Genomic DNA, 24,414 nt, shown 5'->3' on the forward strand with positions numbered 1-24,414 from the left:
GGCGGGTCAGCCGAGCTTCTTCATCCGCCCGATCTCGGCGCGCTGCTGCGCGAGCACGTCCGTCGCCATCTCCTCGACGCGTACGTCGTTCCCCTCGGCGAGCAGTTCGCGGGCCATGGTGAGCGCGCCCCGATGGTGCGCGATCATCAGGTCGAGGAAGAGCGCGTCGAACTCGGCGCCGCGCGCCGCGCGCAGCCGGTCGAGCTGTGCGCCGGTCGCCATCCCCGGCATCGCCGCGTGGTCGTGGTCCGAACCGCCCCCGGCTTTACGGGCGTTGGTGCGCTGCCAGCCTTGCATCGCCTTCACCTCCGGGCCCTGCGCGGCGCGGATGCGGTCGGCGACCTTGCGCACCTTCGTCTTCCCTGCGTGCTTTTCGGCCAACTTCGCCATGGTGAGCGCCTGCCGATGGTGGACGATCATGTGCTGCACGTACGCGTGGTCGGCCGCGTTGGGGCGCGTCTGCTCCCCCGACTTGCGTCGCGCCTCGTCGGCGGAGAGCGTCTCCGCCGACTCGCCCGGCTTCCCCGGTGCGAGGACCGAAGGGCCTGCCTGCGGCTCGTCCGAGCCGCTCTCGCAGCCGGCGAGGGCCGGCAGGGCGAGGAGGAGCGCGGCGCCAACTGCGGTGAGACGGACGGATGTACGTGGGGTCACGCGGTCCTCCTGGGGCTGACGGCCCGGTCGCGATGATCTTCGCTGCCGAGTACTGCGGTGGCGAGAACGGTCGATGACAGCTTCGTTTCCCTCTATTGAGATGTACATGCAACCCGGCATACTTCCGGCATCCGCCGACCGCCACCTACCGGACGGAGAAGCGGCGGAGACAAGGGAGGTAGCAGTGGTGTCCACGCACAGATCCCGCGTGCGGCCCGGGCGTCTCGGCGTCGGAGCGGCGGTGCTCGGCCTGGTCGCAGCGGTCTTCGCGGCCGGGCCCGCAACGGCCGTGCCCGACCCGGGCGACAGCCCCACGGCGCCGCAGAAGGTGACCCAGCGCGACCAGGAGCAGACGAAGAAGGCGATCGAGAAGGGCGAGATACCCGGCCAGGACGAGATCGTCCACAGCGACAACATCACCCATCTCGCCAACGTGCCCAAGGGCGCCCTCCAAGGCACCAACTCCGACCTCGCGTTCCAGGGCAAGTACGCCTTCGCCGGCAACTATGACGGCTTCACCGTCTACGACGTCAGCAAGCCGGCGAAGCCGAAGGTCGTCAGCCAGGTCCTCTGCCCGGGCTCGCAGAACGACATCTCCGTCTCGGGGAACCTGCTCTTCCTCTCCACCGACTCCTCCCGCAGCGACGACTCCTGCAACAGCACCACGCAGCCCGCGACGGAGAAGGACTCCTGGGAGGGCATGAAGGTCTTCGACATCACGGACAAGCGGCACCCCGAGTACGTCGCCGCCGTCGAGACCGCCTGCGGCTCGCACACCCACACGCTCGTCCCGGACGGCAAGAACGTCTACATCTACGTCTCCTCGTACGCGCCGGACGCGTCCTTCCCCGACTGCCAGCCGCCGCACGACGGCATCTCGATCGTCAAGGTGCCGCGCAAGGCCCCGCACAAGGCGCACCTCGACTCGTTCCGCGGCCTCTTCCCCGACGGCGGCTTCCCCGGCGACCCCGCCCGGCCGGAGAAGATCGAGACGACCGGCTGCCACGACCTCACCGCCTACCCGAAGCTGAAGCTCGTCGCGGGCGCGTGCATGGGCGACGGCATCCTGCTCGACGCCTCGCACCCCGACAAGCCGAAGGTCCTCGACCGCACCCGGGACACGGAGAACTTCGCCTTCTGGCACTCGGCCACCTTCAACCAGCGCGGCGACAAGGTCGTCTTCACCGACGAGCTCGGCGGCGGCGGTGCCCCCACCTGCAACGAGGAGGTCGGCGACGAGAAGGGCGCCGACGGCATCTACGAGCTGAAGGGGAAGGGCTCCGACCGCAAGCTGGTCTTCAAGAGCTACTACAAGATCCCCCGCCACCAGGCGGAGACCGAGAACTGCGTCGCCCACAACGGCTCGCTGATCCCGGTCGAGGGACGGGACATCATGGTCCAGGCGTGGTACCAGGGCGGCGTCTCCGTCTGGGACTTCACCGACTCCTCGTCCCCGAAGGAGATTGCCTACTTCGAACGCGGCCCGCTCTCCGAGACCTCGCTCGTCGGCGGCGGCTCCTGGTCCGCGTACTACTACAACGGCCACATCTACTCGAACGACATGGCCAAGGGCTTCGACGTGCTCCGGATCGACGACCCGCGCACCGATCCCGCCAAGCGCGTCAGGCTCGGCGAGCTGAACGTGCAGACCCAGCCGGAGTACTTCGGCTGACGCTCAACCCTCCGCGCCCGCCGGCCCGTTGGCCGGACCCGGCAGCCGGAAGGGGGTCGGTGTCCCGCCGGGCGCAGCGCCGCCCGGCGGGGCGCCGCGCTCCCAGTCGAGCCCGAAGCGCCCGAAGAGGTCGGCCCGCAGCCGCTCGTGCGGCATCGGGGCGCCGGGCAGCAGCGCCGCGACGACGGAGCCCATCAGCAGCGCGCGCAGCATCCGGTAGTCCGGCTCCGGGTCGTACGAGCCGAACCGCACGACCGTCTCGCGGAGCAGCTCGGCGAGGCGTTGCTGCTCCTGGCACTCGACGAACCCCTCCTGCTGGAGGAGTCCGGCCATGTGGGAACGCATCAGCACGGTGTGGTCGCGCGCGAGGCCGAGGATCGCGTCGATCGCGCGGGCGAGCAACTCCTCACCCGCGTCGGGCCCTTGGGGAACCGGGTCCCGCTCCAGCGCGGCCTCCAGCGTCAGGTGCATGAGTCGGTGCACGGCGGACTGGAAGAGCTGGCGCTTGCCGGGGAAGTAGTACGAGATCAACCCGCGGGCCGCGCCCGCCCGGTCGGCGATGTCGCCGAGGGTGGTCGCTTCGTAGCCCTGTTCTGCGACGACGTCGACGGTCGCCTGGAGCAGCCGCTGTCGCGAACGCCGGCGCAGCGCCTTGTTGGTCGACGCGCTCCGAGGAGACATGCGTGCACTCCTATGTTGACTGGCCCGTAGCCAGTATACTCGTGGCGGATTCGGCGCTACTGCTCGGCGCCCATTTTGTGTTGCCGAGCGCCCGGTCCAGCGCGGTATCGGGGCGACGCGGGGGATCGCCCCGATACCGCCGCTCAACCACGGCCGCCCGCAGCGGAGTTCACCTCCCGGGCCGCCCGGCGCGCGGCTGCCCAGGCGGCCACCGCGGCGAACCCGAGGGCGCCGCCCAGCAGCGCACCGGCCACCGTGTCCGAGAGCCAGTGCACGCCCAGCACGAGCCGGGTGAAGCAGACGCCGACGACGGAGACGGCAGCGACCACGACCGCTGCGTTCCGCACCGCCGCGCCCCGGACCACCCAGATCAACAGCACAAAGGTGAGCGCCGCCGTCATCGCGTGCCCCGAGGGCATCGCGGCGTACTCGGCGGAGTCGACGGGCACGAGCCACCGCGGCCGTGGCCGTCCGACGACCGTTTTGAGCGCCTGCTGCACCACCGCGCCGAGCACGGCCGCGGCCGCCACCCACGCCGCCCTCGCCAACTCCCCGCGACGCAGCAGCAGTACGACTCCGCCGGCGAGCAGCAGGCGCATCGTCCACGGGTCCCAGATCCAGTCGGAGAGGATGCGCTGCGACTGCGTGAACGAGGGATGCTCCAGCGCGAGGCCGTGGAGCCGCACGGCGACGTTGCCGTCGAGATCCAGCAGCGGCCGCCAGTCGAGCGCCGCGCCGACGAGCGGCACGGCGGCGAGCAGGGCGAGGAGTGCTGCCGTACGGGCCGCCGCGGCGCCCGAGAGGTGCGAGGTGTGCATGGGACGATCCTCGCTGCTCACAAGAGGATTGGGGCAGCGCCGGATGCGGCGTGCCCGCGCACGAAGGCGGCGAGGGGCGCTCAGCGCAGCGCCGAGAGCCCCGGAGCGAAGGCGATGAGCACAGGCACGACCGGGACGAGGGCCGCCGCGGCCGTCACCCGGAGCCGCCGCCCCCGCGTCAGGCGCGGCCCCGGCGACAGGAGCCGCTGCACGCGCTGTGCGACGAGGCCGAGCCCCGAGGGGCACGGGCCGAACACCCCGCGCTCCTGGTTGAGTTCGACGAGCGCGAGGGCGATCGTGAGCCGTCCGTACCGGCGCGACGCGGTGTCGTCGGCGGCGAGCTCGACGAGCCGATGCACCTGGTCGCGGAAGGCGGCGAAGACCGGGACGCGGGGGAAGCCGGAGGCGAGCGCGGCCGAGGAGTGCAGCAGCCAGTCGTGGCGCGCCCGCGCGTGACCCTGTTCGTGTGCGAGGACGGCGTCGAGCTGGCGGCCCTTGAGGCGCTGGAGCGCCGCCGTGGTGATCACCAGTTGCGGCGCGTTGCCCGGCAGCCACCAGGCGTCTGGGCGCGCGCCCTCCAGCACCACCAGACGCTCGCCCGCCTCCGCCTCCTCGCCGGGCAACTGCGGGGCGCGGGCGCGGAGTTCGGCGCGGTTGCGCTTGCGCCGCCACCGCGCCTCGTGGACCTCGCGGAGCAGCATCGCGCCCGTCCAGGCGCCGCCGCACGCGAGGAGCACCGCGACGGCGCCGGCCCACGGCCCGTACGCGCCCAGCCCGTACGCCTCGACCACGCCGTGCGGCGCAGGCGCGAAGACGTGGCTGCGCACCACCTGGAACGCCGCGGCCCCGGAGAGCGCCATCGCCAGACCGCAGCACATCAGGACACCGGCGACGACGCACTGCCACACCCAGAGCGCCAGTACCGGCTCGCGGTCGGGCCACGTCGAGCGGCCGATCCATCTGGGAGCGAGGGCCGCGGCCGGGAGCGCAAGCAGCAGCAGGGCGAGCGGGACCATCATGGAACGCAGACTATGGGGCGCGCACCCTCGCGCGGTACGCGGCCGCCCCCATAGTGACGCAGACCTCACCGCGCCCGCCCGCACTCACATCCCGACGAGCATGGCGAGCATCCCCGCTCCCATCGCGAGCCGGCAACTCACCGCGAAGTCCGGGGTGTTGCGCAGGCGGACGGCGCCCGCGGCAGCCGTCTGCGCCCCTGCGGGGAGCAGGGCCGCACCGCACCGCAGCACGTACCAGGCGAAGTACGCCAGCAGGCCCGCCGTGACGACCGGGACGCCGGCCCCCGTGTGCGCACCGGCGTGCGCCGGTGCGGCGAGCGCCATGTAGACCATCGCCAACGCGCCGAAGGCGTGGTGCAGATGGTGCGCGCCGCCGTGCGCAGCGGCGAGCGCGACACCGGCGCCGGCGAGGAGGCCGAACACGAGGACATACCCCGTCGGCGGGAGCTGCACGGCGCCCGGCAGCGCCATCCCCGCCATGGCCACGCCCATCGCCGCCTCCAGCGCCGCCGCGGTGCGCGCGGGCCCGCCGAGCGAGCCGGCACGCAGCAGGCAGGCGGAGGCGGTGAGCAGGCAGACGGCCGTGAGCAACCAACCGACCGACGCGGACCCGTGCATCGTCCACCTCCCACCGCTCGCGGAGAGGCTGCCCCGGCGCCCGCGCCGCCACGGGAGCGCACGGGCGCAGCCGGGGAGCGCACAGGGGCTGCCGCGTCAGATCCCCGGCCGGTACCGCAGCGGATGCTCCGCCGGCACCTGGACGAGGACGATCTCGTTCCCGTCGGGGTCGCGGAGCCACATCTCGATCAGGCCCCACGGCTCCTGCACCGGCTCACGGGTGATCTCCACGCCGACTGCGGCGAGTTCGTCCCGCGCGGCGGCGGCGTCGGCGACCTGCATCCACAGTCGTACCGGCGGCTTGCTCGCCTGCTCGGCCCGCCCCGAGAGCTCGAGGAACCCGCCGCCGAGGAAGTAGACCGTGCCCCGCTCGGGCCCGGTGCCGAACTCGCGGTAGACGTCGAGGCCCAGTCGCTCGCCGTAGAACGCGCGGGAGCGGTCGGGGTCGACGGGACGCAGCAGAACGCGGCTGCTCAGCACATGCACCATGCGGCAGACCATAGTCGCCGGGAGGCTCGCGGCCGGAGGTAGGCTCGCTCCCCATGGACACATGCGCCCGCACCGCACGGCTCACCTTCCGCGACGCGGAAGCCGCCGACGTCGACGCGCTCGTCGCGCTCGTCGAGTCGGCGTACCGCGGGGAGTCGAGCCGCCGGGGATGGACGACCGAGGCGGGGCTGCTCGACGGGCAGCGCACCGACCGGGAGGGCGTCCTCGCCGTGGTCGAGGACGAGCGGAGCCGCCTCGTCGCCGTCGAGGCGGACGGGGAGCTCGTCGGCTGCTGCCAGCTCGAACACCGCGGCGCGCAGAGCTACTTCGGGATGTTCGCCGTCTCCCCCGAGCGCCAGGCGGAGGGCGTCGGGCGCGCGGTGCTCGCCGAGGCGGAGCGCCGGGCGCGGGCCGAGTGGGGTGCGGAGGAGATGCTGATGACCGTCATCGAGCAGCGCGCCGACCTGCTCGCGTGGTACGAGCGGCGCGGGTACCGCCGCACAGGCGCCCGCAGTCCCTTCCCCTACGGCGACGAGCGGTTCGGCCTCCCGCGCCGCGACGACCTGGCCTTCGTCCACCTCGCCAAGCCGCTCGGCCGGCCCCTCTAGCTGGCCGAGGCGGCGCGTGCCGTGTCGGGCCGGTCGGTGACGATGCCGTCGAGGCCGAGTGCGACGGCCTGCTCCAGCTCCTCCGGGGTGTTCACCGTCCAGGAGATGACGCGCACCCCTGCCTCCTGGCAGCGCCTCACCGTCTCGCTGTCGAACCTGCCGAGCTCCAGCGAGACCATCCCGGCGCCGAGCGCGGCCGCGCGCTCCGGCGCACGCGGTGACGACTTCCCGGCGACGACGACGAGCGGCTGCTCGGGAAGGAGTTGAGCCGTCTCGGCGAGCGCGTCGTCGTGGAAGGAGATGACGGTGATGCGGTCGTGCAGCTTGCGCGCCTCGATCGTCGCGCAGAGCACCCGGGCCGCCGCACGGTCCTTGATCTCTGCCTGGATCGGCGCCTGCACCGCGTCGACGACCTCGTCGAAGACGGGTACCCGCTCGCCCTGCCCGGCGTCGAGCGTCCGCAGCTCCTCCAGGGTGAGCTCGCCGATCGCGCCGCTGCCGTCTGTGGTGCGGTCGACCGCGGGGTCGTGCATCACCACGAGCTCGCCGTCCTTGCTGAGGTGCAGGTCCAGCTCGATGTAGTCGAGCTTCTCCCGGTCGGCGCGGACGAACGAACGCAGCGTGTTCTCGGGCTCGACGCCCATCACTCCGCGGTGTCCGACGGTGAGCAGCGGCACGGGGCTCTCGCTTCCTGGCGGTGTCGGTGGCACGGCAAGCCTAGGACAGCTTCCCTGGCGGGGGCGTCCGGAGGGCGCACGGCGAAGGCTCCGTCGTGTGGCGGGGCGCCGACGGATTTCGTTCCGCGTGCGCTCGGGGTTACAGGAAGGATGAGCGGGGAACCAGGATGTGGGCGCAAGATATCCGGCAGGCACGGTTGAGTGCGCAAGCATCGGCGGATACTGTGCCCGAACGTGAATTTATCCGGTGGAGGGGTCGCCATGACGGAAAATGTCTCGTCGGTGTCGGTGGGTACCGATGTTCTCTCGGAGGAGCCGGTCGTCGCACACCCTGCTTGGGGGCGTCTGAAGGCGGCGGTCGAAGAGATCAGGCCGGCCCAATCCAAGGACGGCTCGGTCGACTTCGAGGCCGAGGGCGCACCCGCCCCCGAGGCGCTGCACGCCGCGCTCCGTCGCGTCGTCGCCGCCGTCGAGGAGCTGTCCCCGCTGCTGCCGCACGACGCCGCCTACCACGCGGCCCTCGTCGCCGACCTCGACCGCTGGGCCGAGGACGGCTTCGGCGTCCCCGACTTCCTCGACTCCCTCCTCGCCTTCCAGCCGGCACAGCAGCGCGCAGACGGCCTCCAACACCTCGTCGTCTTCCCGATGTACACCCAGAACGGCAACCCCGACCGGAACCTGGAGGCCGTCGTCCTGCGGATGGTCTGGCCGGAGTGGCTCGCCGAACTGGAGCGCACCCGCTACGACAATCCCCTTTTCTGCGGCATCACCTTCGAGGACTTCACCTCGGGCTACGACACCCACTCCGCCGTCCTCTTCCCCGAGACGATCGCCGTCCGCGAAGCGCCCGAACGGTTCGGCTGGGGCGGCATCTTCTGCGACCGGGAGGCGGCGCGGTTCCGCCGCGTCGTCGCTGCGGCGTGTGAGGTGACGAGCCTCGAACTCCCCGAGGACGCCCGGGAACTCCTCGCAGACCAGGACCGCTGCCAGCAGACCTTCGTGCTCTGGGACATGGTCCACGACCGCACCCACAGCCACGGTGACCTCCCCTTCGACCCGTTCATGATCAAGCAGCGGCAGCCGTTCTGGATGTACGGGCTGGAGGAGCTCCGCTGCGACCTCACCGCCTTCCACGAGGGCGTCAAGCTGGAAGCCGACGGCTACCCGCAGGGCCGGGACGTGCAGTACGCGATGCTGCTGGAGCGCCTCTTCCGCTTCCCCGTGACAGGCGAGCGCCGTCGCAACTACGACGGCCTCGGCGGCCAGCTCCTCTTCGCCTACCTCCACCAGCACGACGCGCTCCGCTGGACGGACAACCGCCTCGCCATCGACTGGGACCTCGCCCGCCGGACCACCGTCCGCCTCCGCGAGGAGATCGAGCACCTCTACCGCGCCGGCATCGACCGCCCCAAGGTGGTCCACTGGTTCAAGGGGTACGAACTCGTCTCCCGCCACCTCGCCCCGCACCCCGGCTCGACCTGGGCGAAGGGCCCCGAGGCCCTCGACCTCACGCTTCCCCCGCGCAAGCTCGTCGACGAGGTGCTCCCCGACGAGTTTCCGCTGAGCATGTTCTACGAGGCGCTCGCCAAGAAGCTCAAGTCCGTGATCGCATCGACCGAGGGCATCACGGCCCGCACGCCGGCTCGGGCGGCGGCCTGACCGGGATGCGAGCAGAGGCGAAGGCCGGTACACCCGGCGACGGCACCGGATCGAGGAGGCGGCGATGAGCGGGACGGGCGGACAGGGCACCGCAAGCAAGGGATACGAGGGCGACGGGGAGGGGCGCCTGGAGGGCCGCGTCGTCGCCGTCGCCGGGGCCGCTGGTCCCGCGGGCGCCGCCGCGCTGCTGCGCCTCGCCGACGAGGGAGCGACCGTCGTCGCGGCCGACGCGGACGCCGCCCGGCTCGCGGAGGCCGTCGACGCGGCGCGCTTCGCACACGGCGGTGCCACCGTCACGGGCGACACCGTCGACCTCCTCGACCTCGACGCGACGCGCGCCTGGGCCGACCGCACCGAGAAGGAGTTCGGCCGCATCGACGGACTCGTCCACCTCGTCGGCGGCTGGCGCGGCTCCTCGTCCTTCGCGGCCACCGACCTCGCCGACTGGGACGCGCTCAACGGCCTGCTCGTCCGCACCCTCCAGCACACCTCCCTCGCCTTCGAGAGCGCGCTGGAGCGCTCCAGCAACGGGCGCTTCGTGCTCGTGAGCGCCGCGGGCGCGACGAAGCCGACGGCCGGCAACGCCGCGTACGGCGCCGCGAAGGCGGCCGCGGAAGCCTGGACGCTCGCGCTCGCCGACGCCTTCCGCAAGGCCGGGGGAGAGGACGGCCCCGCAGCCGCGGCTACGATTCTCGTGGTCAAGGCACTCGTGAACGATCGGATGCGGGCCGAGCGCCCGAACGCCAAGTTCTCCGGGTTCACCGACGTCTCCGACCTGGCCGACGCCATCGCCGCGACCTGGACCAAGCCCCTCGAGGAAGTGAACGGAACCCGCCAGTGGCTGACCCCCAAGCCCTGAAGCACCAGGCAGAAGCGATATCCGGCACCGACGCACGGCGGCGCCACGATCCGGCCCTGCGGGGCTTCGCCAGCGACAACTACGCGGGCGTCCACCCGGAGGTGCTGGCGGCGCTGGCGCTCGCCAACGGCGGCCACCAGGTCGCCTACGGCGCCGACGACTACACCGCGCACCTCCAGGAGGTCGTGCGCGGCCACTTCGGGCCCAGCGCGCAGGCGTTCCCCGTCTTCAACGGCACAGGCGCCAACGTCCTCGCCCTCCAGGCGCTCACCGACAGGTGGGGCGCCGTGATCTGCGCCGGGAGCGCGCACATCAACGTCGACGAGGGCGGGGCGCCCGAGCGGGTCGCCGGCCTGAAACTGCTCACGGTGCCGACGCCCGACGGCAAGCTCACCCCCGAGCTGATCGACCGGGAGGCGCACGGCTGGGACGACGAACACCGGGCGATGCCGCAGGTGGTGTCGCTCACTCAGGGCACCGAACTGGGCACCGTCTACACGCCCCAGGAGCTCCGGGAGATCAGCGAGCACGCGCACGCGCTCGGCATGCGGGTCCACCTCGACGGCTCCCGCCTCGCCAACGCCGCCGCCTCACTCGACGTCCCGATGCGGGCGTTCACCAACGCGGCAGGCGTCGACGTCGTCTCCCTCGGCGGCACCAAGAACGGGCTGCTCTACGGCGAGTTGGTGGTCGTGCTCAGCCCGGACGCGGTCGGGCCGATGAAGCACCTGCGGAAGCTTTCGCTGCAGCTCGCCTCGAAGATGCGGTTCGTCTCCGTGCAGTTCGAGGCGTTGCTCGCAGGGGACCTCTGGCTGCGCAGCGCGCGCCATGCCAACACGATGGCCCGCCGGCTCGCCGACGGAGCGCGCGCGGTCGAGGGCGTCGAGCTGTGCTATCCGGTACAGCAGAACGCCGTCTTCGCGCGGCTGCCGCACGACGTGAGCGAGCGGCTCCAGAAGCGCTTCCGCTTCTACTTCTGGGACGAACCGGCGGGCGAGGTGCGCTGGATGTGCTCCTTCGACACCACGGAGGAGGACGTCGACGCCTTCCTCGCCGCCCTCCGCGAGGAGATGCGCCCCTGAGCGACGGGCGGCACGGGACAGGCGGACGGCCGGTGCTTCCGCCGTGCCCCGTCCGCCCGACGGCCGCACTGCGGCGCGGGTGTCGGCCGCCGCACTCGGACGTCCCGACCGGGAGGTTGGACGTGGCGGCGAGCGGTCCGTCAGGCCGCGAGGCCGCAGCGCCGGGTGCTGTGGCGGCGCGCCGTCACTCGCCTTCGAGGAGCCGGGCGATGCCGTCCCGGTAGCTCGTGGGCTGGAAGTCTGGGAACCGTCTCGTGAACTTCGACGAGTCGAAGACGTTGTCCTGCCGGTAGCGCGGCAGCAGTTCCTCTACCTCCTTCACCGCCGGGTTGACGAGCCCGCCGATCCTGAACGCCCAGCCGGGGACCGTGGAGTAGCGGATCTTCTTCCCGGTGATCCGGGAGGCGATGTCGATCATGTCTTGGTAGGTCAGGCGGTCCGGCGCGATCGGCAGATGCCAGGTCTGCCCGTAGGCGTCGGGTGTGTTCCCGATGCGGGCCATGGCCCGGCTGGCGTCCGGGGTCCAGATCAGGCTGCGCCTGGTGTGGGCGTTCAGCGGCACCATCGGCCGCTTGCCATGTTCGATGCGGTGGAAGACGGCCGAGTTGGTCAGGCTCTGGGTCTTGCCGGGGCCGTAGAACTCGGGGGCTCGGCAGATCACGGCGTCGATCGTGCCCGCGTCCCGCTCGGCCAGCAGCGCCGACGCGATTCGTGCGCGCACGGTTGCCTTCCGCCCGACCGGCTCGAACGCGGTGTCCTCGGTCTGGGGCGTCGAGGTCTGCGGGTACATGTAGGTGTTGTCGAAGAAGACGAGCTTGCTGCCGTGCTTCCGGCAGGCGGCGATCGTGTTCGCCATCATGGTCGGGAACCGCTGCTCCCACAGTGCGGAGTCCATCGGCAGCCCGACGGTGAGGTAGACGATGTCGCTTCCCGCCACCGCCGCATCGGTGGCCTCGGCATCCATGAGGTCAGCGGGTACGAGCTGGTCGGTCTCCTGCACCTTTCCGGGGTTCCTGCTCACCAGGCGGACGTCGCGGGTGAAGTTCCGGTGCAGTTCGCGAGTGAGCTCTTCGGCGATCTGGCCGCCTGATCCGAGCACGGTCTGCATGGGGTGCTGCCCTTCGGGTCGGGATTCGGTGCGGCGGTCTCGGCTGTCAGAGCAGCGCGGCGACCTTGGTTGCGGTCTCCTTGGCCGACCCGGGGTTCTGGCCGGTGACGAGCCTGCCGTCGACGACGGTGTGGGAGACGAACGGCAGTAGCGCCTTCGCGTAGTGCGCGCCACGCTCCTTCATCCGCTCTTCGACGTTGTAGGGCACGAGCTTGTCGACGCGTGCGAGGACTTCCTCGCGCCAGGAGTACCCGGTGAGGTTGCGGCCGGCGACGAGGTGGCTTCCGTCGGAGAGAGTGGTGTCGAGCAGACCGCAGTAGCCGTGGCAGACCGCGCCGACGACACCGCCGCGCTCGAAGATCTCACGGGTGATCCGTTGCAGGCCCTGGCTGCCGGGGAAGTCGAACATCGTTGCGTGGCCGCCGGTGAAGTAGACGGCGTCGTAGTCGGCCGAGTCGATCTGTTCCGGGGCGGCCGTGTCGTCGAGCAGCGCCATCCGGGTCGGGTCGTCATGCCAGGACTTGGCGGACTTGTCGTAGTGGGGGAACTTCAACGACCGTGGCTCCGTCGGTGACTTCCCGCCCGCGGGGCTCACGATCGTCTGCTCCGAGCCGTGCTTCTCGAAGACGTCGTAGGCGTGGGTCAGCTCTGACAGCCAGAGCCCGGTCGAGTGCGACGGGTCGGCCTCGTAGCGGTCGACGTTGGTGACGACGATCAGGATGCGCGCGCTCATGAATCCTCGATTGCGGGCTGGACGACGGGTGGGAAGACGGCGGCGAACGTCGAACGCACGCGCTCGTCGCTGGCGGCGGGGTCGGCGTGGGAAAGCTTGCCGTCGAGGTGGAGGAAGGCCAGCCCGTGGGCGAGCGACCATCCGGCGGTGGCCAGGACGGCTGGGTCGGATGCGGGGTAGACCTCGGCCATGACGGCTTCGAGGTGGTCGTGCAGCGCACGGGACGCGCGCACCCTTTCGTCGTCCTGGTCATCGCATGCCTGCCCGAACATGAGACGGAACAGCGCCGGCCTGCGCAGGGCGAAGCGCACATACCCGACGGCGAGCTCGCCGACCTCGGCGGCAGATGTCGGGGTTGGTCTGCCTGCGGTCAGTTCGCTCCTCAGTTCGCGCAACCCGTGGACGGCCAGCGCCGATTCCAGCTCCTCGCGATCGGCGAAGTGCCGGTACGGAGCGGCGGTGGACACACCCGCTCGGCGGGCAAGCCCACGCAACGAGAACGGCTCGCCGGCCTCAAGCAGCTCCAGGGCGGCGAGAACCAGCGTCGCCCGTAGATCGCCGTGGTGGTAGCCGGGCCTGGTCGGGTTCGAGTCCATCGCACCTCATAATGTAAGCACTGCTTACATTATGAGGGTAGTGCACGCGGAAGTCGCTCACGAGAGCCCAACCGCGGCGCCGGACGTGGCGATGGGTGATCAAGCAGGCGGCCAGGCCGAGGAAGGCCCGCGTCTCGTCGCGCTACCAGCGGTTCGGTGCCTGGGGGCCGGAAAGGCGCCGGTGCTCGTCGTGGCCGCGAACGGCCAGCAGGAGATCGGGGGCTGGTGCGGGTCGGCCGCCCCTAGGCCGGCAGCGGCAGCAGTTGGGTGGTGTGGTCGGCCCGGGTGCCGGCAGCAACGGTCCGATCGATGACCACAGTTCGGCCGAGACGATCAACGGCCGAGCATCCCGCTTTCCCGCTGCCGACCGGCGGGCACGCAACCCGGCAGTCGCACCGGATAACACTTCCTGTCAGGGCCTCTTACAGGGCTCGCGCCTCGGCGGGTGTCGGGGCTGTGCCGCCGAGGTGGGCGGGGAGCCACCAGGAGCCGGGCGCGTCCGCGTGCGAGGGGTAGGCGCGCTGGGCCGCCTCGAGGAGGTCCTGCATCCGCTCCTTGAGGCGCTCGGTTATGCCCGTGGGCGACTCGTCGCCGGGGGCTTCGATCGGGGCGCCCACGCGCAGGGTGAGCGGGAGGTGGTTGCGGCCGAAGTCCCGCTTGTGGCCTTTGGTCCACAGCCGTTGGGTGCCCCAGACCGCCATCGGCACGAGCGGCACTCTGGCCTCCTGTGCCATGCGTGCCGCGCCCGTCTTGAAGTCCTTGAGCGTGAACGACCGCGAGATCGTCGCCTCGGGGAAGACGCCGACCACCTCGCCGTCGCGGAGGGCCTGCACGGCGTCGGCGTACGCCTGTTCACCACGGGAGCGGTCGACGGGGATGTGCTTCATCGCGCGCATCAGCGGTCCCGACACCTTGTGCCGGAAGACGGCCTCCTTCGCCATGAAGCGGACCAGGCGCTTGGCGGGCCTGGCGGCGAGGCCGTTGAAGACGAAGTCGAGGTAGCTGATGTGGTTGCTCGCCAGGACGGCACCTCCCCTTCTCGGCAGGTGCTCGGTGCCGCGCAGGTCGATCCGCAGGTCCAGGGCCTTGAACCAGACGCGGGCCGCGCCGATCACCGGGGGGTAGAGGAGGTCTGCCACGTGGGGCCCTTCGTCTCGATCGCTGGGCGGAGCGGGGCTCGCCGCTCCGGTCCGGTCGTCTCGCCGGAGTGAGAACTTACGGGGGCGTAACTTCCGGCTGCCTGTGATGGTTCCCCAAACGGCAGGTCATGGCTAGCCCATGGACGGGCAAGACGCGAGATCCTCGTCACGTGCGCGAGGCGGGTGCGGGTCGCAGCGGTCTCGGTAAGGTGCGGAGACGCGGCCGGCGGGGCGCCGGCCGGTTCCGACGGGGCGCGGAGGTGGCTGATGGCGCAGGACGACCGCACGGTGCTCGAAGCTGCGCGCGCGGCGGGACGGTTGGGGGAGCGGGCGACCCTGCTCCAGTTCTCCAGCGCGTTCTGCCAGCCGTGCCGTGCTGCCCGCCGCGTCCTCGCGCAGGTCGCCGACATGGTGCCGGGCGTCGCGCAGTTGGAGGTCGACGCGGAGTCGCGTCCCGCGCTCGCGGCACAGCTCGGCATCGAGGGGACCCCGACCGTCTTCGTTCTGGACTCCCGCGGGCGGACGGTGCGCAGGGCACAAGGTGTGCCACGCAAGGCGGACGTGATCGCGGCGCTCGGCGAGGCGGTCGCCTGAGCGGCAAGTCCCGCTGCTCGCAGGGGGTTTCGGGCCGCGTATCGTCGGAACGGCGGGAGCGGCCTGCGGCGCTCCGGTGCCGCATGCGGCGGGGTGGGGAATGGTTGGGTTGCGCGTGCGTGGCGCGCGTAGGAAAGGTCACAGTTCACCCGGCTTGCCACGCGGGAAGCAGCTAGGTGTACTGGCGAGTAATATTGAGGACGGAGAGCCGGTCCTGCCGGACCGGAACCGTGAGTCGACGCACGAGGAGAGCCGGCGTGAGCTTGAGGATCGTTGTCTGTGTGAAGTACGTGCCGGACGCCGCGGGTGACCGGGAGTTCGCCGAAGACCTGACGGTGGATCGTGAGGCGGCGGACGGTCTGCTCTCCGAGTTGGACGAGTACGCGGTGGAGCAGGCGTTGCAGATCTCCGAGGAGTCCGACGACGCGGAGGTCACCGTGGTGACCGTCGGCCCCGAGGACGCCCGCGACGCGGTGCGCAAGGCGCTCTCGATGGGGGCGGACAAGGCCGTGCACGTCGAGGACGAGGACATCCACGGCAGCGATGTCGCGGGCACTTCGCTGGTGCTCGCCAAGGCGATCGAGAAGACCGGCTTCGACCTGGTGGTCTGCGGCATGGCCTCGACCGACGGCACGATGGGCGTGCTGCCCGCGATGCTCGCCGAGCGCCTCGGCGTCCCGCAGGCGACGCTGCTGTCCGAGGTGTCGGTGGCCGACGGCAAGGTGACAGGACGCCGCGACGGTGAGGCTGCGACCGAGCACCTGGAGGCGGCGCTGCCCGCCCTGGTCTCCGTCACCGACCAGTCCGGCGAGGCCCGTTACCCGTCGTTCAAGGGGATCATGGCGGCGAAGAAGAAGCCGGTCGAGGAGCTGGAGTTGGACGACCTGGATCTGGAGGCCGAGCAGGTCGGCCTGGAAGGCGCCTCCACCGCGGTCGTCGAGGCCAACGAGCGCCCGGCCCGCACCGCAGGCACGGTGGTCAAGGACGAGGGCGAGGGCGGCAAGCAGCTCGCGGAATTCCTCGCCGGCCAAAAGCTCCTCTGAAGCCCGCCCTCCGTTCGCTTTCCCCTCTTCTTCCGGCAGGAGATTCCCACCATGGCTGAAGTTCTCATCTATGTCGACCACGTGGACGGTGCCGTCCGCAAGCCCACCCTCGAACTCCTCACTCTGGCCCGGCGGTTGGGTGAGCCGGTCGCGGTCCACCTCGGCCCGGGTGCGCAGGAGGCCGCGAAGGTCCTGGGCGAGTACGGCGCCACCCGCGTGCTGGCGGCGGACGCACCGGAGTTCGCCGACTACCTCGTCGTGCCGAAGGTCGCCGCGCTCAAGGCTGCCTACGACGCCGTCTCCCCGGCCGCGGTCCTCGTGCCCTCCAGCGGTGAGGGCAAGGAGATCGCCGCTCGTCTCGCCGTGCGCCTGGAGTCCGGCCTGATCACCGATGCGGTGGACGTCGAGCCGGGCGAGGACGGCCCGGTGGCCACGCAGTCGGTCTTCGCGGCCGCCTACACCACGCGCTCCCGGATCACCCGGGGTACCCCGGTCATCACCGTCAAGCCCAACTCCGCGGCGCCCGAGGCGGCTTCGGCCGCCGGCACCGTCGAGGAGCTCGAGGTCTCCTTCGACGATGCGGCCCGCGGTACGAAGGTGACGTCGCGGACCGAGCGGGAGTCGACCGGGCGTCCGGAGCTCACCGAGGCCGCGATCGTCGTCTCGGGCGGCCGCGGGGTCAACGGTGCGGAGAACTTCCCCGTCATCGAAGCCCTCGCCGACTCCCTCGGCGCCGCGGTCGGCGCCTCCCGTGCCGCCGTGGACGCCGGCTGGTACCCGCACTCCAACCAGGTCGGCCAGACCGGCAAGTCGGTCTCTCCGCAGCTCTACATCGCGGCGGGTATCTCCGGCGCGATCCAGCACCGCGCGGGTATGCAGACGTCGAAGACGATCGTCGCGGTCAACAAGGACTCCGAAGCCCCCATCTTCGACTTGGTGGACTACGGCGTCGTCGGCGACCTCTTCAACGTCCTCCCCCAACTCACCGAAGAGGTCAAGACCCGCAAGGGCTGACCACGACGCAGCAGCGCGACCTCGGCCCCGGTACCGCATCGGTACCGGGGCCGCCGCCGTCCGGTCGCTCTTGACCTGCGCTTCGGGCGCCAACTAGCGTCCAGGGCCCACGGGTTCAACATCCTGTTGAACCGCCTGCTCCGCAGCCGGCGCCCGCGCGCCGGAGCCCACAGGAGGCGCGCGATGCCCGACGAGACGCCGCAGCCCAGCCCCCGCACCTGCCTCCCCGAGGCCGTCGCCGCTTCCGTGGACGCGGCGCTCGCCCCGGTCGACGCAGAGCTCGCCGCCCGGTACCCGGGCGACCCCGGCACCCGCCAACCCGTCCACACCGTCTACGTCCCCGCCGACACGCTCACCGCCGGAACCCCTGCCGAGTGGGGCCGCGCCGCGCTGGACCTCCTCGACCGGCACGCGCACAACCCGGAGACCCTCGCTTCCGCCCTCGGGCTCGGCGGAGCAGCCCAGGACGCGTACAGCGAGGCCGAGTTCGCGCAGGTGCACGCGCGCGTCAGGGCGAAGCTCGCAGCCGAACCCGTCGAGGACCTGCGCATCGACTTCGAGGACGGCTACGGGAGCAGGCCCGACGCCGAGGAGGACGAGGCCGCGGTCCGGGCCGCCGCCATCGTCGCCGGATGGGCGGGGGCCGGTCCGGGCTCCTGCGTCCCGCCGTACGTCGGTATCAGGCTCAAGTGCATGGAGGCGCCGGTCCGTCGACGCGGCCTGCGCACCCTGGACCTCTTCCTCACGGGGCTGCTCGACGCCGGTGATCTGCCGGACGGGCTACTGCTGACACTTCCGAAGGTGAGCAGGCCCGAGCAGGTGGCCCAATTCGCCGCCGTCTGCCGGGGGTTCGAGGAGGCGGCAGGGCTGCCGGCCGGGCGTCTGGGCTTCGAGATCCAGATCGAGACGACCGCCGCGATCCTCGGCGCGGACGGCCGCGCCACCGTCGCCGAGCTGATCGGCGCCGCCGAGGGCCGTGCCACCGCCCTCCACTACGGCACCTTCGACTACAGCGCCGACTGCGGAATCAGCGCGGCCCACCAGGCGCCCGACCACCCGGCCGCCGACCACGCCAAGGCGGTGATGCAGGCGGCGGCTGCCGGTACGGGCGTGCGTCTCTCTGACGGCTCGACCAACGTCCTGCCCGTCGGCGGTACCGGGCAGGTCCACCGAGCCTGGCGGCTCCACCACCGGCTCGTGCGGCGCGCTGCTGCACGCGGCTACTACCAGGGCTGGGACATGCATCCGGGCCACCTGCCCAGCCGTTACGCCGCCGTCTTCGGCTTCTTCCGCCGCGGCGCCGCCGAGTCGTGCGCACGGATAGCGCGCTACCGCTCCGGCTCGCAAGGCGCCGTTCTCGACGAGCCGGCCACGGTGCGCGCCCTCGCCGGGTACCTGCTCCGCGGCCTCGACTGCGGCGCCCTCGCCGAGCACGAGGTGGCCGAGGGCGCCGGTACCGACCGTCGTGGCTTGGAGCAGCTCGCGGGACGGTGAACAACTGTCAACCGCCGGGCGGCAGTTCACCGGAGCCGCGCGGGACGAGCCGCGTCGGCTGGGAGAGGCGGCGCGGCGGCCCGCCGGCGCCCGCGAGCCGCGCGAAGAGCAGTTCAGCGGCGCGGCGTCCCATCGCGGCCGGGTCCTGCGCCACGACGGTGACGGGTGGTGACAGGAGGTCGGCGAGCTCGAAGTCGTCGAAGCCGACGAGCGCCGTGCGGTGTTCGGCCGCCGCGAGGAGCCGGACGAGGGTGACCGTCACCCGGTTGTTGCCTGCGAAGATCGCCGTCACCGGCTCCGCGCCGCCGAGCATCCGGCCGGCGTCGCGCCGCACGCGCTCGGGGTCGGTGGCGCCCGGTGCGACCCACGCCTCGTCGACGGGGAGGCCGGCGTCGCTCATGGCGGCACGGTAGCCGGCGAGCCGTTCCTCCGCGGTGTGGATGTGCGGACGGTCCCCGACGAAGCCGATGCGGCGGTGGCCGTGCGCCACGAGGTGTGCGACTCCCGCGCGTGCGCCCTCCCGGTTCTCCGAGAGGACGAGGTCGGCCGCGATGCGCCCGGGCGGCCGGTCGACGAAGACGGTCGCGACGCCTGCCGAGATCTCCGGCTCCAGGTAGCGGTGGTCGCGGCTGGCCGGCACGATCACGAGTCCGTCCACCCGGCGCGCGCACAGCGCCAGCGCCAACTCCCGCTCGCGCTCCGGGTCCTCGGTGCTGGAGCCGTTGATGAGCAGGGCGCCGTGCGCCCGCGCGACCTCTTCGACGGCGCGGCTCAGCGGGGCGTAGAACGGGTCGGCGAGGTCCTCGAGTATCAGTCCGACGCTGGAGGTGCGCCCCTTGCGGAGCACCCGGGCGCTGTCGTTGCGGCGGAAGCCGAGTGCGGCTATCGCCTCGCGTACCCGACGCTCGGTGTCCTGGGCCACCCCTGCCTCGCCGTTGACGACGCGGGAGACGGTCTTCAGGCCGACGCCGGCGTGTGCGGCCACGTCCTTCATGGTGGGGCGGGCGCCGTAACGGGTCCCTACGGCGTCGGCCGGCGGTGCGGTGTCGACCACGGAGTTCCTTCCTCGGCTGGGCGCTTCCTCGACTCCGCAGCATAGTCGGCGAGATCGTGGACTAGACAACGTTGTCAACTCTGGGGAGACTTACCCGGTCACACAGACGACCCACCGTTCCAGCCGCTAGGAGCCGCCGAAGATGCACACCGAGCTCGTCGCCGCCCTCGACATCGGGGGCACCAAGATCGCCGGAGCTCTCGTCGACGGCGACGGCTGCCTCCTCGCCCGCGCACGACGCCCCACCCCCGCGGAAGCGGGCGCGGAGGACGTCGCCGCCGCCGTCGACGAGGTGCTCGCGGAGCTGGCCGCCGCAGGGGAGTGGGCGCGCGTCGCCGCGGTCGGCATCGGCAGCGCGGGTCCCGTCGACGCGGCCGCCGGGACGGTGAGTCCGGTCAACATACCGGCGTGGCGCGGCTATCCGCTCGTCGAACGCGTCCGCCGCTCCACGCGGCTGCCCGTCGCGCTCGTCGGCGACGGCCCGGCGATCGCCGCCGCCGAGCACTGGCAGGGAGCCGCGCGGGGGAGGAGGGCCGCGCTGTGCATGGTCGTCTCGACGGGCGTCGGCGGCGGCCTCGTCCTCGACGGCAGGGTCCACTCGGGGCCGACGGGGAACGCGGGGCACATCGGGCACATCAGCGTCGACCTCGACGGCGATCCGTGCCCCTGCGGCTCGCGCGGCTGCGTCGAGCGCCTCGCGAGCGGCCCCAACATCGCCCGTACGGCGCTCGATCGGGGCTGGCGCCCACCGCAGGACCGCCCCGCGGACGCGGGCGCCGTCGCCGAGGCCGCCCGCGCGGGGGACGCCGCCGCGCTCGCCGCTTACCGGCGGGCGGCGAGGGCTCTCGGTGCGGGGATCGCAGCGACGGCCGCGCTGGTGGAGATCGAGATAGTCGTCATCGGCGGCGGGGTCGCGGCCGCGGGCGAGGTGCTCTTCGCGCCGTTGCGCACCGCACTGGACGAGTTCGCGACGCTCTCCTTCGTCCAGGACATCGAACTCGTGAAGGCCCGCACCGGCACCGACGGCGGGCTCATCGGCGCGGCTGCCGCGTGTCGCGAGCTCGTGGGGTGGTGACCCGCACGTCGGCTCCACGGCGCCCGGCTGGGGCGCTCGACTCGCCGCCGTCCGTGCGCAGTTGGCCGGGCGGCGGCGGGCCCGTCCGCCGCGGCGCCAGGGCTGTCCCGTAACTGATCCTCGCTGCGTCGGAGGTGTGCATCCCGTCGGGGTGGGCCGTCGGCTCAGCCTGTCAGGGCGAGGTTGTGCCGGCGTGCGGCGCCGGGCAGCGCGTGGTGTGCACCGTCGCTCTTCAGGCGGCAGTCACACAGGACCTTCCGGCTCTCCATCCGGGCGAACCTCCAAGGAAGTCGGTGGCACCGAGGTCACGTGCCTGGGCGGCTGCCGACGACCGTGCGATCGCCCTTTACGGCTCAGCTCTCACCTTGCTGTGCGGACGGGCTGGCCGGTACCTGCAAGGTCTCACGGGCCGGACGGCATCCCGCCTGGTCGGGCGCCTTTCCGGGGGGAGTCATCCCCGCTGCGCCCCGGCGACGAGGTCGTAGACCTGATCGCCGGTCAGGGCGCGGTCGTAGAGGCGGACTTCGCTGATGTCTCCGGAGAACCAGTCGGACGGCTTGTCATCGTAGACGGCGCGGCCGATCAGCAGCGGACCGTTCCGTGGGATGGGCGGAACCTCGGGCTTCACCCGTTCCTGCGGCTTCCCGTCGACGTACAACTGGAGGGTCCCATCCTTGTCTTGGACGCCGGTAAGGTGGGTCCAGCCGCTGGGGTCCGCAACCGTGAAATTGGAGTGGGCCCGGCCGGGAGTGCCATCGACGGCGCCGCTCAGAGAGAAAGCCCACCTCTCGGTGCCGCCACCCAAGTACTGCAGGTAGAAGCTGCACCCGCCCGCCTCCTCCCAAGCCGGCACCTGCTGAGCCACTGCCGTATAGACGGATTCCGTGCCCGGATTCATGCTCCTGCGCTGATTTAGCTTCGGGCCCTCCGGAACCCGCAGGACACGGACCCGGGCGACGACCGTGAACGCCTTGTCCGGCCCCGCCGCGACCACCGGATTCGTGGTTTCGGCATACCCATGGAGGCCGTCGAAGGTCGCGCGGCCGCTGGCCCATTTGATCCCGCTGGCCTTCGCATCGTGGTGCCCCGCCGTGTCCTTCACCTTCCTCCCGCTGCCGTCGTTCATCGGCCAGCAAGCCACCGGCTTCGGCCCGATCCAGCGGGGGGTCGCGGATGCGGAGGACTTCGGCGCGGGCTGGTCCGCCGACGCGGTGCCGTTGTGGCCGTCCGCGGACCGCCACAGCGCCAGCCCCCCGGCGCCCGCGACCAGGGCGGCTCCGCCTGCGAACAACGCGGACCGCCGGGTGAGGCGGCCGCCCCGGCCGGGTCCGGACGTCACCTCCCGGTCGCGATCGGGTTCGGGGAGGGTCGAGATCTCGGCGAGGTCCAGCGCCTCTTCGCGCAGTGCCACGGTGCGTTCGGCTGCCGGGGCCCAGGCGGAGGCGTCCAGGAGCGTGCTGCGGTGCTCGTTGAAGCCGGTGCGCTCCAGCACCTGCTGCGGGGTGGGCCGCGCTGCCGGGTCCCGGTCCGTGCAGTCCGTGATCAGACTGAGCAGCTCGGGGTTGGTGATGCCCTCGAGGCGCGGCTGCTCGTGCACCGTCCGGTAGGCGAGCACGTGGTCGGACCCGCTGCCGAAGGGGCTTGAACCGGTCGCCGCGTACACCAGGACCCCGCCGAGCGCGAACATGTCGGACGCCGTGGTGCTCTCGCCGCGGCTGAGGAACTCGGGAGCGATGTAACCGTAGGTGCCCAGTGGCTGCTTGGTCCGGGTGATGCCGGTGATGTCCTCGACGCGGGCGATGCCGAAGTCGATGACCCGCGGGCCGTCCTCGGCCAGCAGCACATTCGACGGCTTGAGGTCCCGGTGGACCAGCCCCGCCTCATGAATGCTGGCCAGCGCCTCGGCCAGCGCCCCTGCGAGCAGCACCACGGTGCCCTCCGGCAGGGGCCCCGCATCCCGCACTGCTCCCTTCAGCGACGGCCCCGGCACATAGGAGGTCACCAGCCACGGCGGGCTCGCGTAGGAGTCGTGGTCGAAAACCGGGGCAGTGAAGGCACCGGTGACCAGCCGGTTGGCCAGGACCTCCCGGCGGAACCGGGCGAGGTACTCCGGGTGCCTCTCGAACTCGCCGTGGATGACCTTCACCGCGACGAGCCGCCGCCCCGGGGAAATCCCCAGATACACCTGGCCCATCCCGCCCGCACCCAGCCGGTGCAGCAGCCGGTACTTGCCTACCTGATGCGGATCGTCCGGCCTCAGTGCCTGCAACGCTCCCTCCCCTTCCCTCTGCAACGGCACTGATTCGAGTAGGACGCCCACCGGGCCCACGCACCCGCAGGGCTGAGGTGTGGGCCTCAGACGGGCTTGACACCATCCGGTTCACTCGGCTCCAAACCTGCGCCAGTTCGCTCCCGCACAGGCCGTTTGGCGTGCCTACCCAAACGGCCTGTACCCCGCACGGCAGTCGCTGTTGCCGGTGGCGGGGACACGCTCCATGAAAGCTCACCTACGTGTGTTCTGCCACGAGTTTGCCTGGAATCAGAGCAAAGCTGTCCGTAACCGTACGCCAGCCAAGCATCGCCGGGCCGTGGACAACCCTTGCTTGGCTGGCCAGTTGGCCCGCACCGGCCTTCCGGTCAATGTCCCGTGTGCTCGCCGGCGTGAGTGCGCCGGTAGGTTCCCGGCGTCGTGTCGAGAGTCCGAGGAGCACAGCGGGAGCCGCCTGAGGTATCCCCGCGTCCACCGCAGCAGGCTCCGGCGTCCGTCCCCGACCGACGGCAGCGCGGAACCCCGGCCAACCGCGGTCCGGGCGGTCGGGGTTCCGAGCCACGCGCGTCAACCCGTCGAGTACGCCGAGGACTTGGGTACGAGCGGCGTCATCAGCGCGCGCACGTAGCCGGCGGGCGGGACGCCCACGGCGGCGGTGAACTCCCGTACCAGGTGGGACTGGTCGCTGTAGCCGAGATCGGCGGCGAGACGGCCCCAGTCGGGGCCCGGTTCCGTGGTGGCGTGCTCCAAGGCGTCCAGGAGGCGGTACCTGCAGACGAGCTGCTTGGGGCCGATGCCGTGCACGGCGGCGAAGAGGCGTTGCAGGGCGCGCACCGACAGCCCTGCTGCGTGGGCGAGTTGGTCGACGCGGCGGAGCGTGCGGTCGGTGCGCGCCCGGTGGGCGAGCGCCATTGCTCGTGCGGTCGCGGTGTCGGGGACGGGGCCGTACGAGGTGAGGAGGGCGTCGAGCGCGTCGACGCGGGCGTCGTCCCCGCCGGCCGCGAAAACCGCGGCGGCGGCGTCGCGCGAACCGGGCAGCGCTTCGTCGAGGGGAAGCCTGCGGTCGGCGAGCGCGGCAGGGGAGCAGCCGGGGCCGGCGAAGGCGCGGAAGGCGCCCGGCCGGAACTGCACGCCCGACACCCGCCCGTGCCCGGCTAGTCGGGTTTCGAAAAGCCGGTGGAGCGGGCCCACGGCCTCCGCATCGGCTGCCCCGTCGGAGAGTTGAAGGGCGAGGTTGACGCAAGGGTGGGTGAGGACGCGCGAGGTGTAAGGGGCGGGGAGATCCCAGTCGATCAGCCAGTAGTGCTCGACGTGGCGACGGAGCGCGGGCGCCGGAGCGCGGCGGCGGAAGCGGACCCGGGAGAGGAGATGGGGCGCGGCGACGATGCCGCGCGTGTCCTGGCGTAACGCTTCCACACCGGCATGCTACGGCGCAGGCGTGTTTCTTCAAGACGGTGCGGCG

Annotated in this window: 24 protein-coding genes; 10 read left to right on the top strand and 14 right to left on the bottom strand. The window is 71.9% G+C overall.

Translation table 11 applies throughout. The features are described from left to right. Positions 1 to 6 precede the first annotated feature (6 nt). A complete protein-coding gene (locus tag F603_RS0103445) occupies positions 7 to 651 on the bottom strand; it encodes a DUF305 domain-containing protein (protein WP_019544620.1) in 645 nt (214 codons plus the stop codon). 208 nt (positions 652 to 859) lie between these two features. On the opposite strand from F603_RS0103445, the gene F603_RS0103450 reads away from it, so the two are divergent. Beyond that, positions 860 to 2,323 carry a hypothetical protein gene (locus F603_RS0103450; protein ID WP_019544621.1) on the top strand — a complete coding sequence of 488 codons (1,464 nt, stop codon included), beginning with the start codon at positions 860 to 862 and terminating at the stop codon, positions 2,321 to 2,323. Positions 2,324 to 2,326: 3 nt separating this feature from the next. On the opposite strand, the gene F603_RS0103455 is transcribed toward F603_RS0103450, so the two are convergent. The 5 genes from F603_RS0103455 to F603_RS0103475 form a co-directional block, all read right to left on the bottom strand. Continuing rightward, positions 2,327 to 3,004, bottom strand: a complete 678-nt coding sequence (locus F603_RS0103455) for a TetR/AcrR family transcriptional regulator (RefSeq protein ID WP_019544622.1) — start codon at positions 3,002 to 3,004, stop codon at positions 2,327 to 2,329. 143 nt (positions 3,005 to 3,147) lie between these two features. Then, complete coding sequence (locus F603_RS0103460; protein ID WP_019544623.1) at positions 3,148 to 3,822, bottom strand: phosphatase PAP2 family protein; 675 nt, start codon at positions 3,820 to 3,822, stop codon at positions 3,148 to 3,150. A gap of 80 nt (positions 3,823 to 3,902) precedes the next feature. Beyond that, a complete protein-coding gene (locus F603_RS0103465) occupies positions 3,903 to 4,841 on the bottom strand; it encodes a M56 family metallopeptidase (protein ID WP_019544624.1) in 939 nt (312 codons plus the stop codon). An 84-nt stretch (positions 4,842 to 4,925) separates the two neighbouring features. Continuing rightward, positions 4,926 to 5,459 carry a DUF5134 domain-containing protein gene (locus F603_RS0103470; RefSeq protein ID WP_019544625.1) on the bottom strand — a complete coding sequence of 178 codons (534 nt, stop codon included), beginning with the start codon at positions 5,457 to 5,459 and terminating at the stop codon, positions 4,926 to 4,928. 96 nt (positions 5,460 to 5,555) lie between these two features. Next, positions 5,556 to 5,948 carry a VOC family protein gene (locus F603_RS0103475; RefSeq protein WP_026328103.1) on the bottom strand — a complete coding sequence of 131 codons (393 nt, stop codon included), beginning with the start codon at positions 5,946 to 5,948 and terminating at the stop codon, positions 5,556 to 5,558. Positions 5,949 to 6,001: 53 nt separating this feature from the next. Here F603_RS0103475 and F603_RS0103480 point away from each other — a divergent pair, with 53 nt between their 5' ends. Further along, positions 6,002 to 6,556 carry a GNAT family N-acetyltransferase gene (locus F603_RS0103480; RefSeq protein ID WP_019544627.1) on the top strand — a complete coding sequence of 185 codons (555 nt, stop codon included), beginning with the start codon at positions 6,002 to 6,004 and terminating at the stop codon, positions 6,554 to 6,556. On the opposite strand, the gene F603_RS0103485 is transcribed toward F603_RS0103480, so the two are convergent. Next, the gene (locus tag F603_RS0103485; protein WP_019544628.1) at positions 6,553 to 7,233 is read right to left on the bottom strand and encodes a glycerophosphodiester phosphodiesterase; all 681 of its coding nucleotides are present in this window, start codon (positions 7,231 to 7,233) and stop codon (positions 6,553 to 6,555) included. The two genes, F603_RS0103480 and F603_RS0103485, sit on opposite strands and share 4 nt — an antisense overlap. A 261-nt stretch (positions 7,234 to 7,494) precedes the next feature. Here F603_RS0103485 and F603_RS0103490 point away from each other — a divergent pair, with 261 nt between their 5' ends. The 3 genes from F603_RS0103490 to F603_RS0103500 all read left to right on the top strand — a co-directional run bounded on the left by F603_RS0103490 (position 7,495) and on the right by F603_RS0103500 (position 10,833). After that, the gene (locus F603_RS0103490; RefSeq protein WP_026328104.1) at positions 7,495 to 8,892 is read left to right on the top strand and encodes a DUF6421 family protein; all 1,398 of its coding nucleotides are present in this window, start codon (positions 7,495 to 7,497) and stop codon (positions 8,890 to 8,892) included. Positions 8,893 to 8,956: 64 nt separating this feature from the next. Then, entirely contained in the window at positions 8,957 to 9,751 is a 795-nt protein-coding gene (locus F603_RS0103495) for an SDR family NAD(P)-dependent oxidoreductase (RefSeq protein ID WP_019544630.1), read from the top strand. Next, positions 9,730 to 10,833 carry a threonine aldolase family protein gene (locus F603_RS0103500; RefSeq protein WP_019544631.1) on the top strand — a complete coding sequence of 368 codons (1,104 nt, stop codon included), beginning with the start codon at positions 9,730 to 9,732 and terminating at the stop codon, positions 10,831 to 10,833. The genes F603_RS0103495 and F603_RS0103500 overlap by 22 nt, the downstream gene beginning before the upstream one ends. Positions 10,834 to 11,017: 184 nt before the next feature. Here F603_RS0103500 and F603_RS0103505 read toward each other — a convergent pair whose 3' ends face one another. The 4 genes from F603_RS0103505 to F603_RS0103520 all read right to left on the bottom strand — a co-directional run bounded on the left by F603_RS0103505 (position 11,018) and on the right by F603_RS0103520 (position 14,409). Next, a complete protein-coding gene (locus tag F603_RS0103505) occupies positions 11,018 to 11,941 on the bottom strand; it encodes an NAD-dependent epimerase/dehydratase family protein (protein ID WP_019544632.1) in 924 nt (307 codons plus the stop codon). A gap of 46 nt (positions 11,942 to 11,987) precedes the next feature. After that, a complete protein-coding gene (locus tag F603_RS0103510) occupies positions 11,988 to 12,674 on the bottom strand; it encodes a type 1 glutamine amidotransferase domain-containing protein (protein ID WP_019544633.1) in 687 nt (228 codons plus the stop codon). After that, positions 12,671 to 13,270, bottom strand: coding sequence for a TetR/AcrR family transcriptional regulator (locus tag F603_RS0103515; RefSeq protein ID WP_019544634.1), 600 nt, complete (start codon positions 13,268 to 13,270; stop codon positions 12,671 to 12,673). The genes F603_RS0103510 and F603_RS0103515 overlap by 4 nt, the downstream gene beginning before the upstream one ends. Positions 13,271 to 13,692: 422 nt before the next feature. After that, a complete protein-coding gene (locus F603_RS0103520; RefSeq protein WP_019544635.1) occupies positions 13,693 to 14,409 on the bottom strand; it encodes a lysophospholipid acyltransferase family protein in 717 nt (238 codons plus the stop codon). Between the two features lie 267 nt (positions 14,410 to 14,676). Here F603_RS0103520 and F603_RS0103525 point away from each other — a divergent pair, with 267 nt between their 5' ends. From F603_RS0103525 to F603_RS0103540, 4 genes are all read left to right on the top strand, one after another. Continuing rightward, complete coding sequence (locus F603_RS0103525; RefSeq protein ID WP_019544636.1) at positions 14,677 to 15,003, top strand: thioredoxin family protein; 327 nt, start codon at positions 14,677 to 14,679, stop codon at positions 15,001 to 15,003. 257 nt (positions 15,004 to 15,260) lie between these two features. Further along, complete coding sequence (locus F603_RS0103530; RefSeq protein WP_026328106.1) at positions 15,261 to 16,046, top strand: electron transfer flavoprotein subunit beta/FixA family protein; 786 nt, start codon at positions 15,261 to 15,263, stop codon at positions 16,044 to 16,046. 51 nt (positions 16,047 to 16,097) lie between these two features. Next, positions 16,098 to 17,060, top strand: coding sequence for an electron transfer flavoprotein subunit alpha/FixB family protein (locus F603_RS0103535; RefSeq protein ID WP_019544638.1), 963 nt, complete (start codon positions 16,098 to 16,100; stop codon positions 17,058 to 17,060). Between the two features lie 183 nt (positions 17,061 to 17,243). Beyond that, positions 17,244 to 18,554 (top strand): DUF6986 family protein, encoded by a 1,311-nt coding sequence (locus F603_RS0103540; protein WP_019544639.1) that lies wholly within the window; start codon positions 17,244 to 17,246, stop codon positions 18,552 to 18,554. Positions 18,555 to 18,561: 7 nt separating this feature from the next. Here F603_RS0103540 and F603_RS0103545 read toward each other — a convergent pair whose 3' ends face one another. Next, complete coding sequence (locus F603_RS0103545) at positions 18,562 to 19,608, bottom strand: LacI family DNA-binding transcriptional regulator (RefSeq protein WP_019544640.1); 1,047 nt, start codon at positions 19,606 to 19,608, stop codon at positions 18,562 to 18,564. Positions 19,609 to 19,750: 142 nt separating this feature from the next. Here F603_RS0103545 and F603_RS0103550 point away from each other — a divergent pair, with 142 nt between their 5' ends. Then, the gene (locus F603_RS0103550) at positions 19,751 to 20,683 is read left to right on the top strand and encodes an ROK family protein (protein ID WP_019544641.1); all 933 of its coding nucleotides are present in this window, start codon (positions 19,751 to 19,753) and stop codon (positions 20,681 to 20,683) included. 451 nt (positions 20,684 to 21,134) lie between these two features. On the opposite strand, the gene F603_RS0103560 is transcribed toward F603_RS0103550, so the two are convergent. Both F603_RS0103560 and F603_RS0103565 read right to left on the bottom strand, forming a co-directional pair. Continuing rightward, complete coding sequence (locus F603_RS0103560) at positions 21,135 to 23,003, bottom strand: protein kinase domain-containing protein (protein ID WP_158678597.1); 1,869 nt, start codon at positions 23,001 to 23,003, stop codon at positions 21,135 to 21,137. Between the two features lie 516 nt (positions 23,004 to 23,519). Next, the gene (locus F603_RS0103565; protein WP_019544642.1) at positions 23,520 to 24,368 is read right to left on the bottom strand and encodes an AraC family transcriptional regulator; all 849 of its coding nucleotides are present in this window, start codon (positions 24,366 to 24,368) and stop codon (positions 23,520 to 23,522) included. Between the last annotated feature and the right edge of the window lie 46 nt (positions 24,369 to 24,414).

The sequence above is a fragment of the Streptomyces sulphureus DSM 40104 genome (assembly GCF_000381025.1).
GTDB classification, from domain to species: domain Bacteria; phylum Actinomycetota; class Actinomycetes; order Streptomycetales; family Streptomycetaceae; genus Streptomyces; species Streptomyces sulphureus.

Coding starts and splice junctions, on each gene's coding strand:
- F603_RS0103515 (WP_019544634.1), bottom strand. CDS start 13,270: ATGGACTCGAACCCGACCAGGCCCGGCTACCACCACGGCGATCTACGG.
- F603_RS0103455 (WP_019544622.1), bottom strand. CDS start 3,004: ATGTCTCCTCGGAGCGCGTCGACCAACAAGGCGCTGCGCCGGCGTTCG.
- F603_RS0103460 (WP_019544623.1), bottom strand. CDS start 3,822: ATGCACACCTCGCACCTCTCGGGCGCCGCGGCGGCCCGTACGGCAGCA.
- F603_RS0103550 (WP_019544641.1), top strand. CDS start 19,751: ATGCACACCGAGCTCGTCGCCGCCCTCGACATCGGGGGCACCAAGATC.
- F603_RS0103535 (WP_019544638.1), top strand. CDS start 16,098: ATGGCTGAAGTTCTCATCTATGTCGACCACGTGGACGGTGCCGTCCGC.
- F603_RS0103540 (WP_019544639.1), top strand. CDS start 17,244: ATGCCCGACGAGACGCCGCAGCCCAGCCCCCGCACCTGCCTCCCCGAG.
- F603_RS0103475 (WP_026328103.1), bottom strand. CDS start 5,948: ATGGTGCATGTGCTGAGCAGCCGCGTTCTGCTGCGTCCCGTCGACCCC.
- F603_RS0103490 (WP_026328104.1), top strand. CDS start 7,495: ATGACGGAAAATGTCTCGTCGGTGTCGGTGGGTACCGATGTTCTCTCG.
- F603_RS0103480 (WP_019544627.1), top strand. CDS start 6,002: ATGGACACATGCGCCCGCACCGCACGGCTCACCTTCCGCGACGCGGAA.
- F603_RS0103525 (WP_019544636.1), top strand. CDS start 14,677: ATGGCGCAGGACGACCGCACGGTGCTCGAAGCTGCGCGCGCGGCGGGA.
- F603_RS0103465 (WP_019544624.1), bottom strand. CDS start 4,841: ATGATGGTCCCGCTCGCCCTGCTGCTGCTTGCGCTCCCGGCCGCGGCC.
- F603_RS0103470 (WP_019544625.1), bottom strand. CDS start 5,459: ATGCACGGGTCCGCGTCGGTCGGTTGGTTGCTCACGGCCGTCTGCCTG.
- F603_RS0103505 (WP_019544632.1), bottom strand. CDS start 11,941: ATGCAGACCGTGCTCGGATCAGGCGGCCAGATCGCCGAAGAGCTCACT.
- F603_RS0103510 (WP_019544633.1), bottom strand. CDS start 12,674: ATGAGCGCGCGCATCCTGATCGTCGTCACCAACGTCGACCGCTACGAG.
- F603_RS0103495 (WP_019544630.1), top strand. CDS start 8,957: ATGAGCGGGACGGGCGGACAGGGCACCGCAAGCAAGGGATACGAGGGC.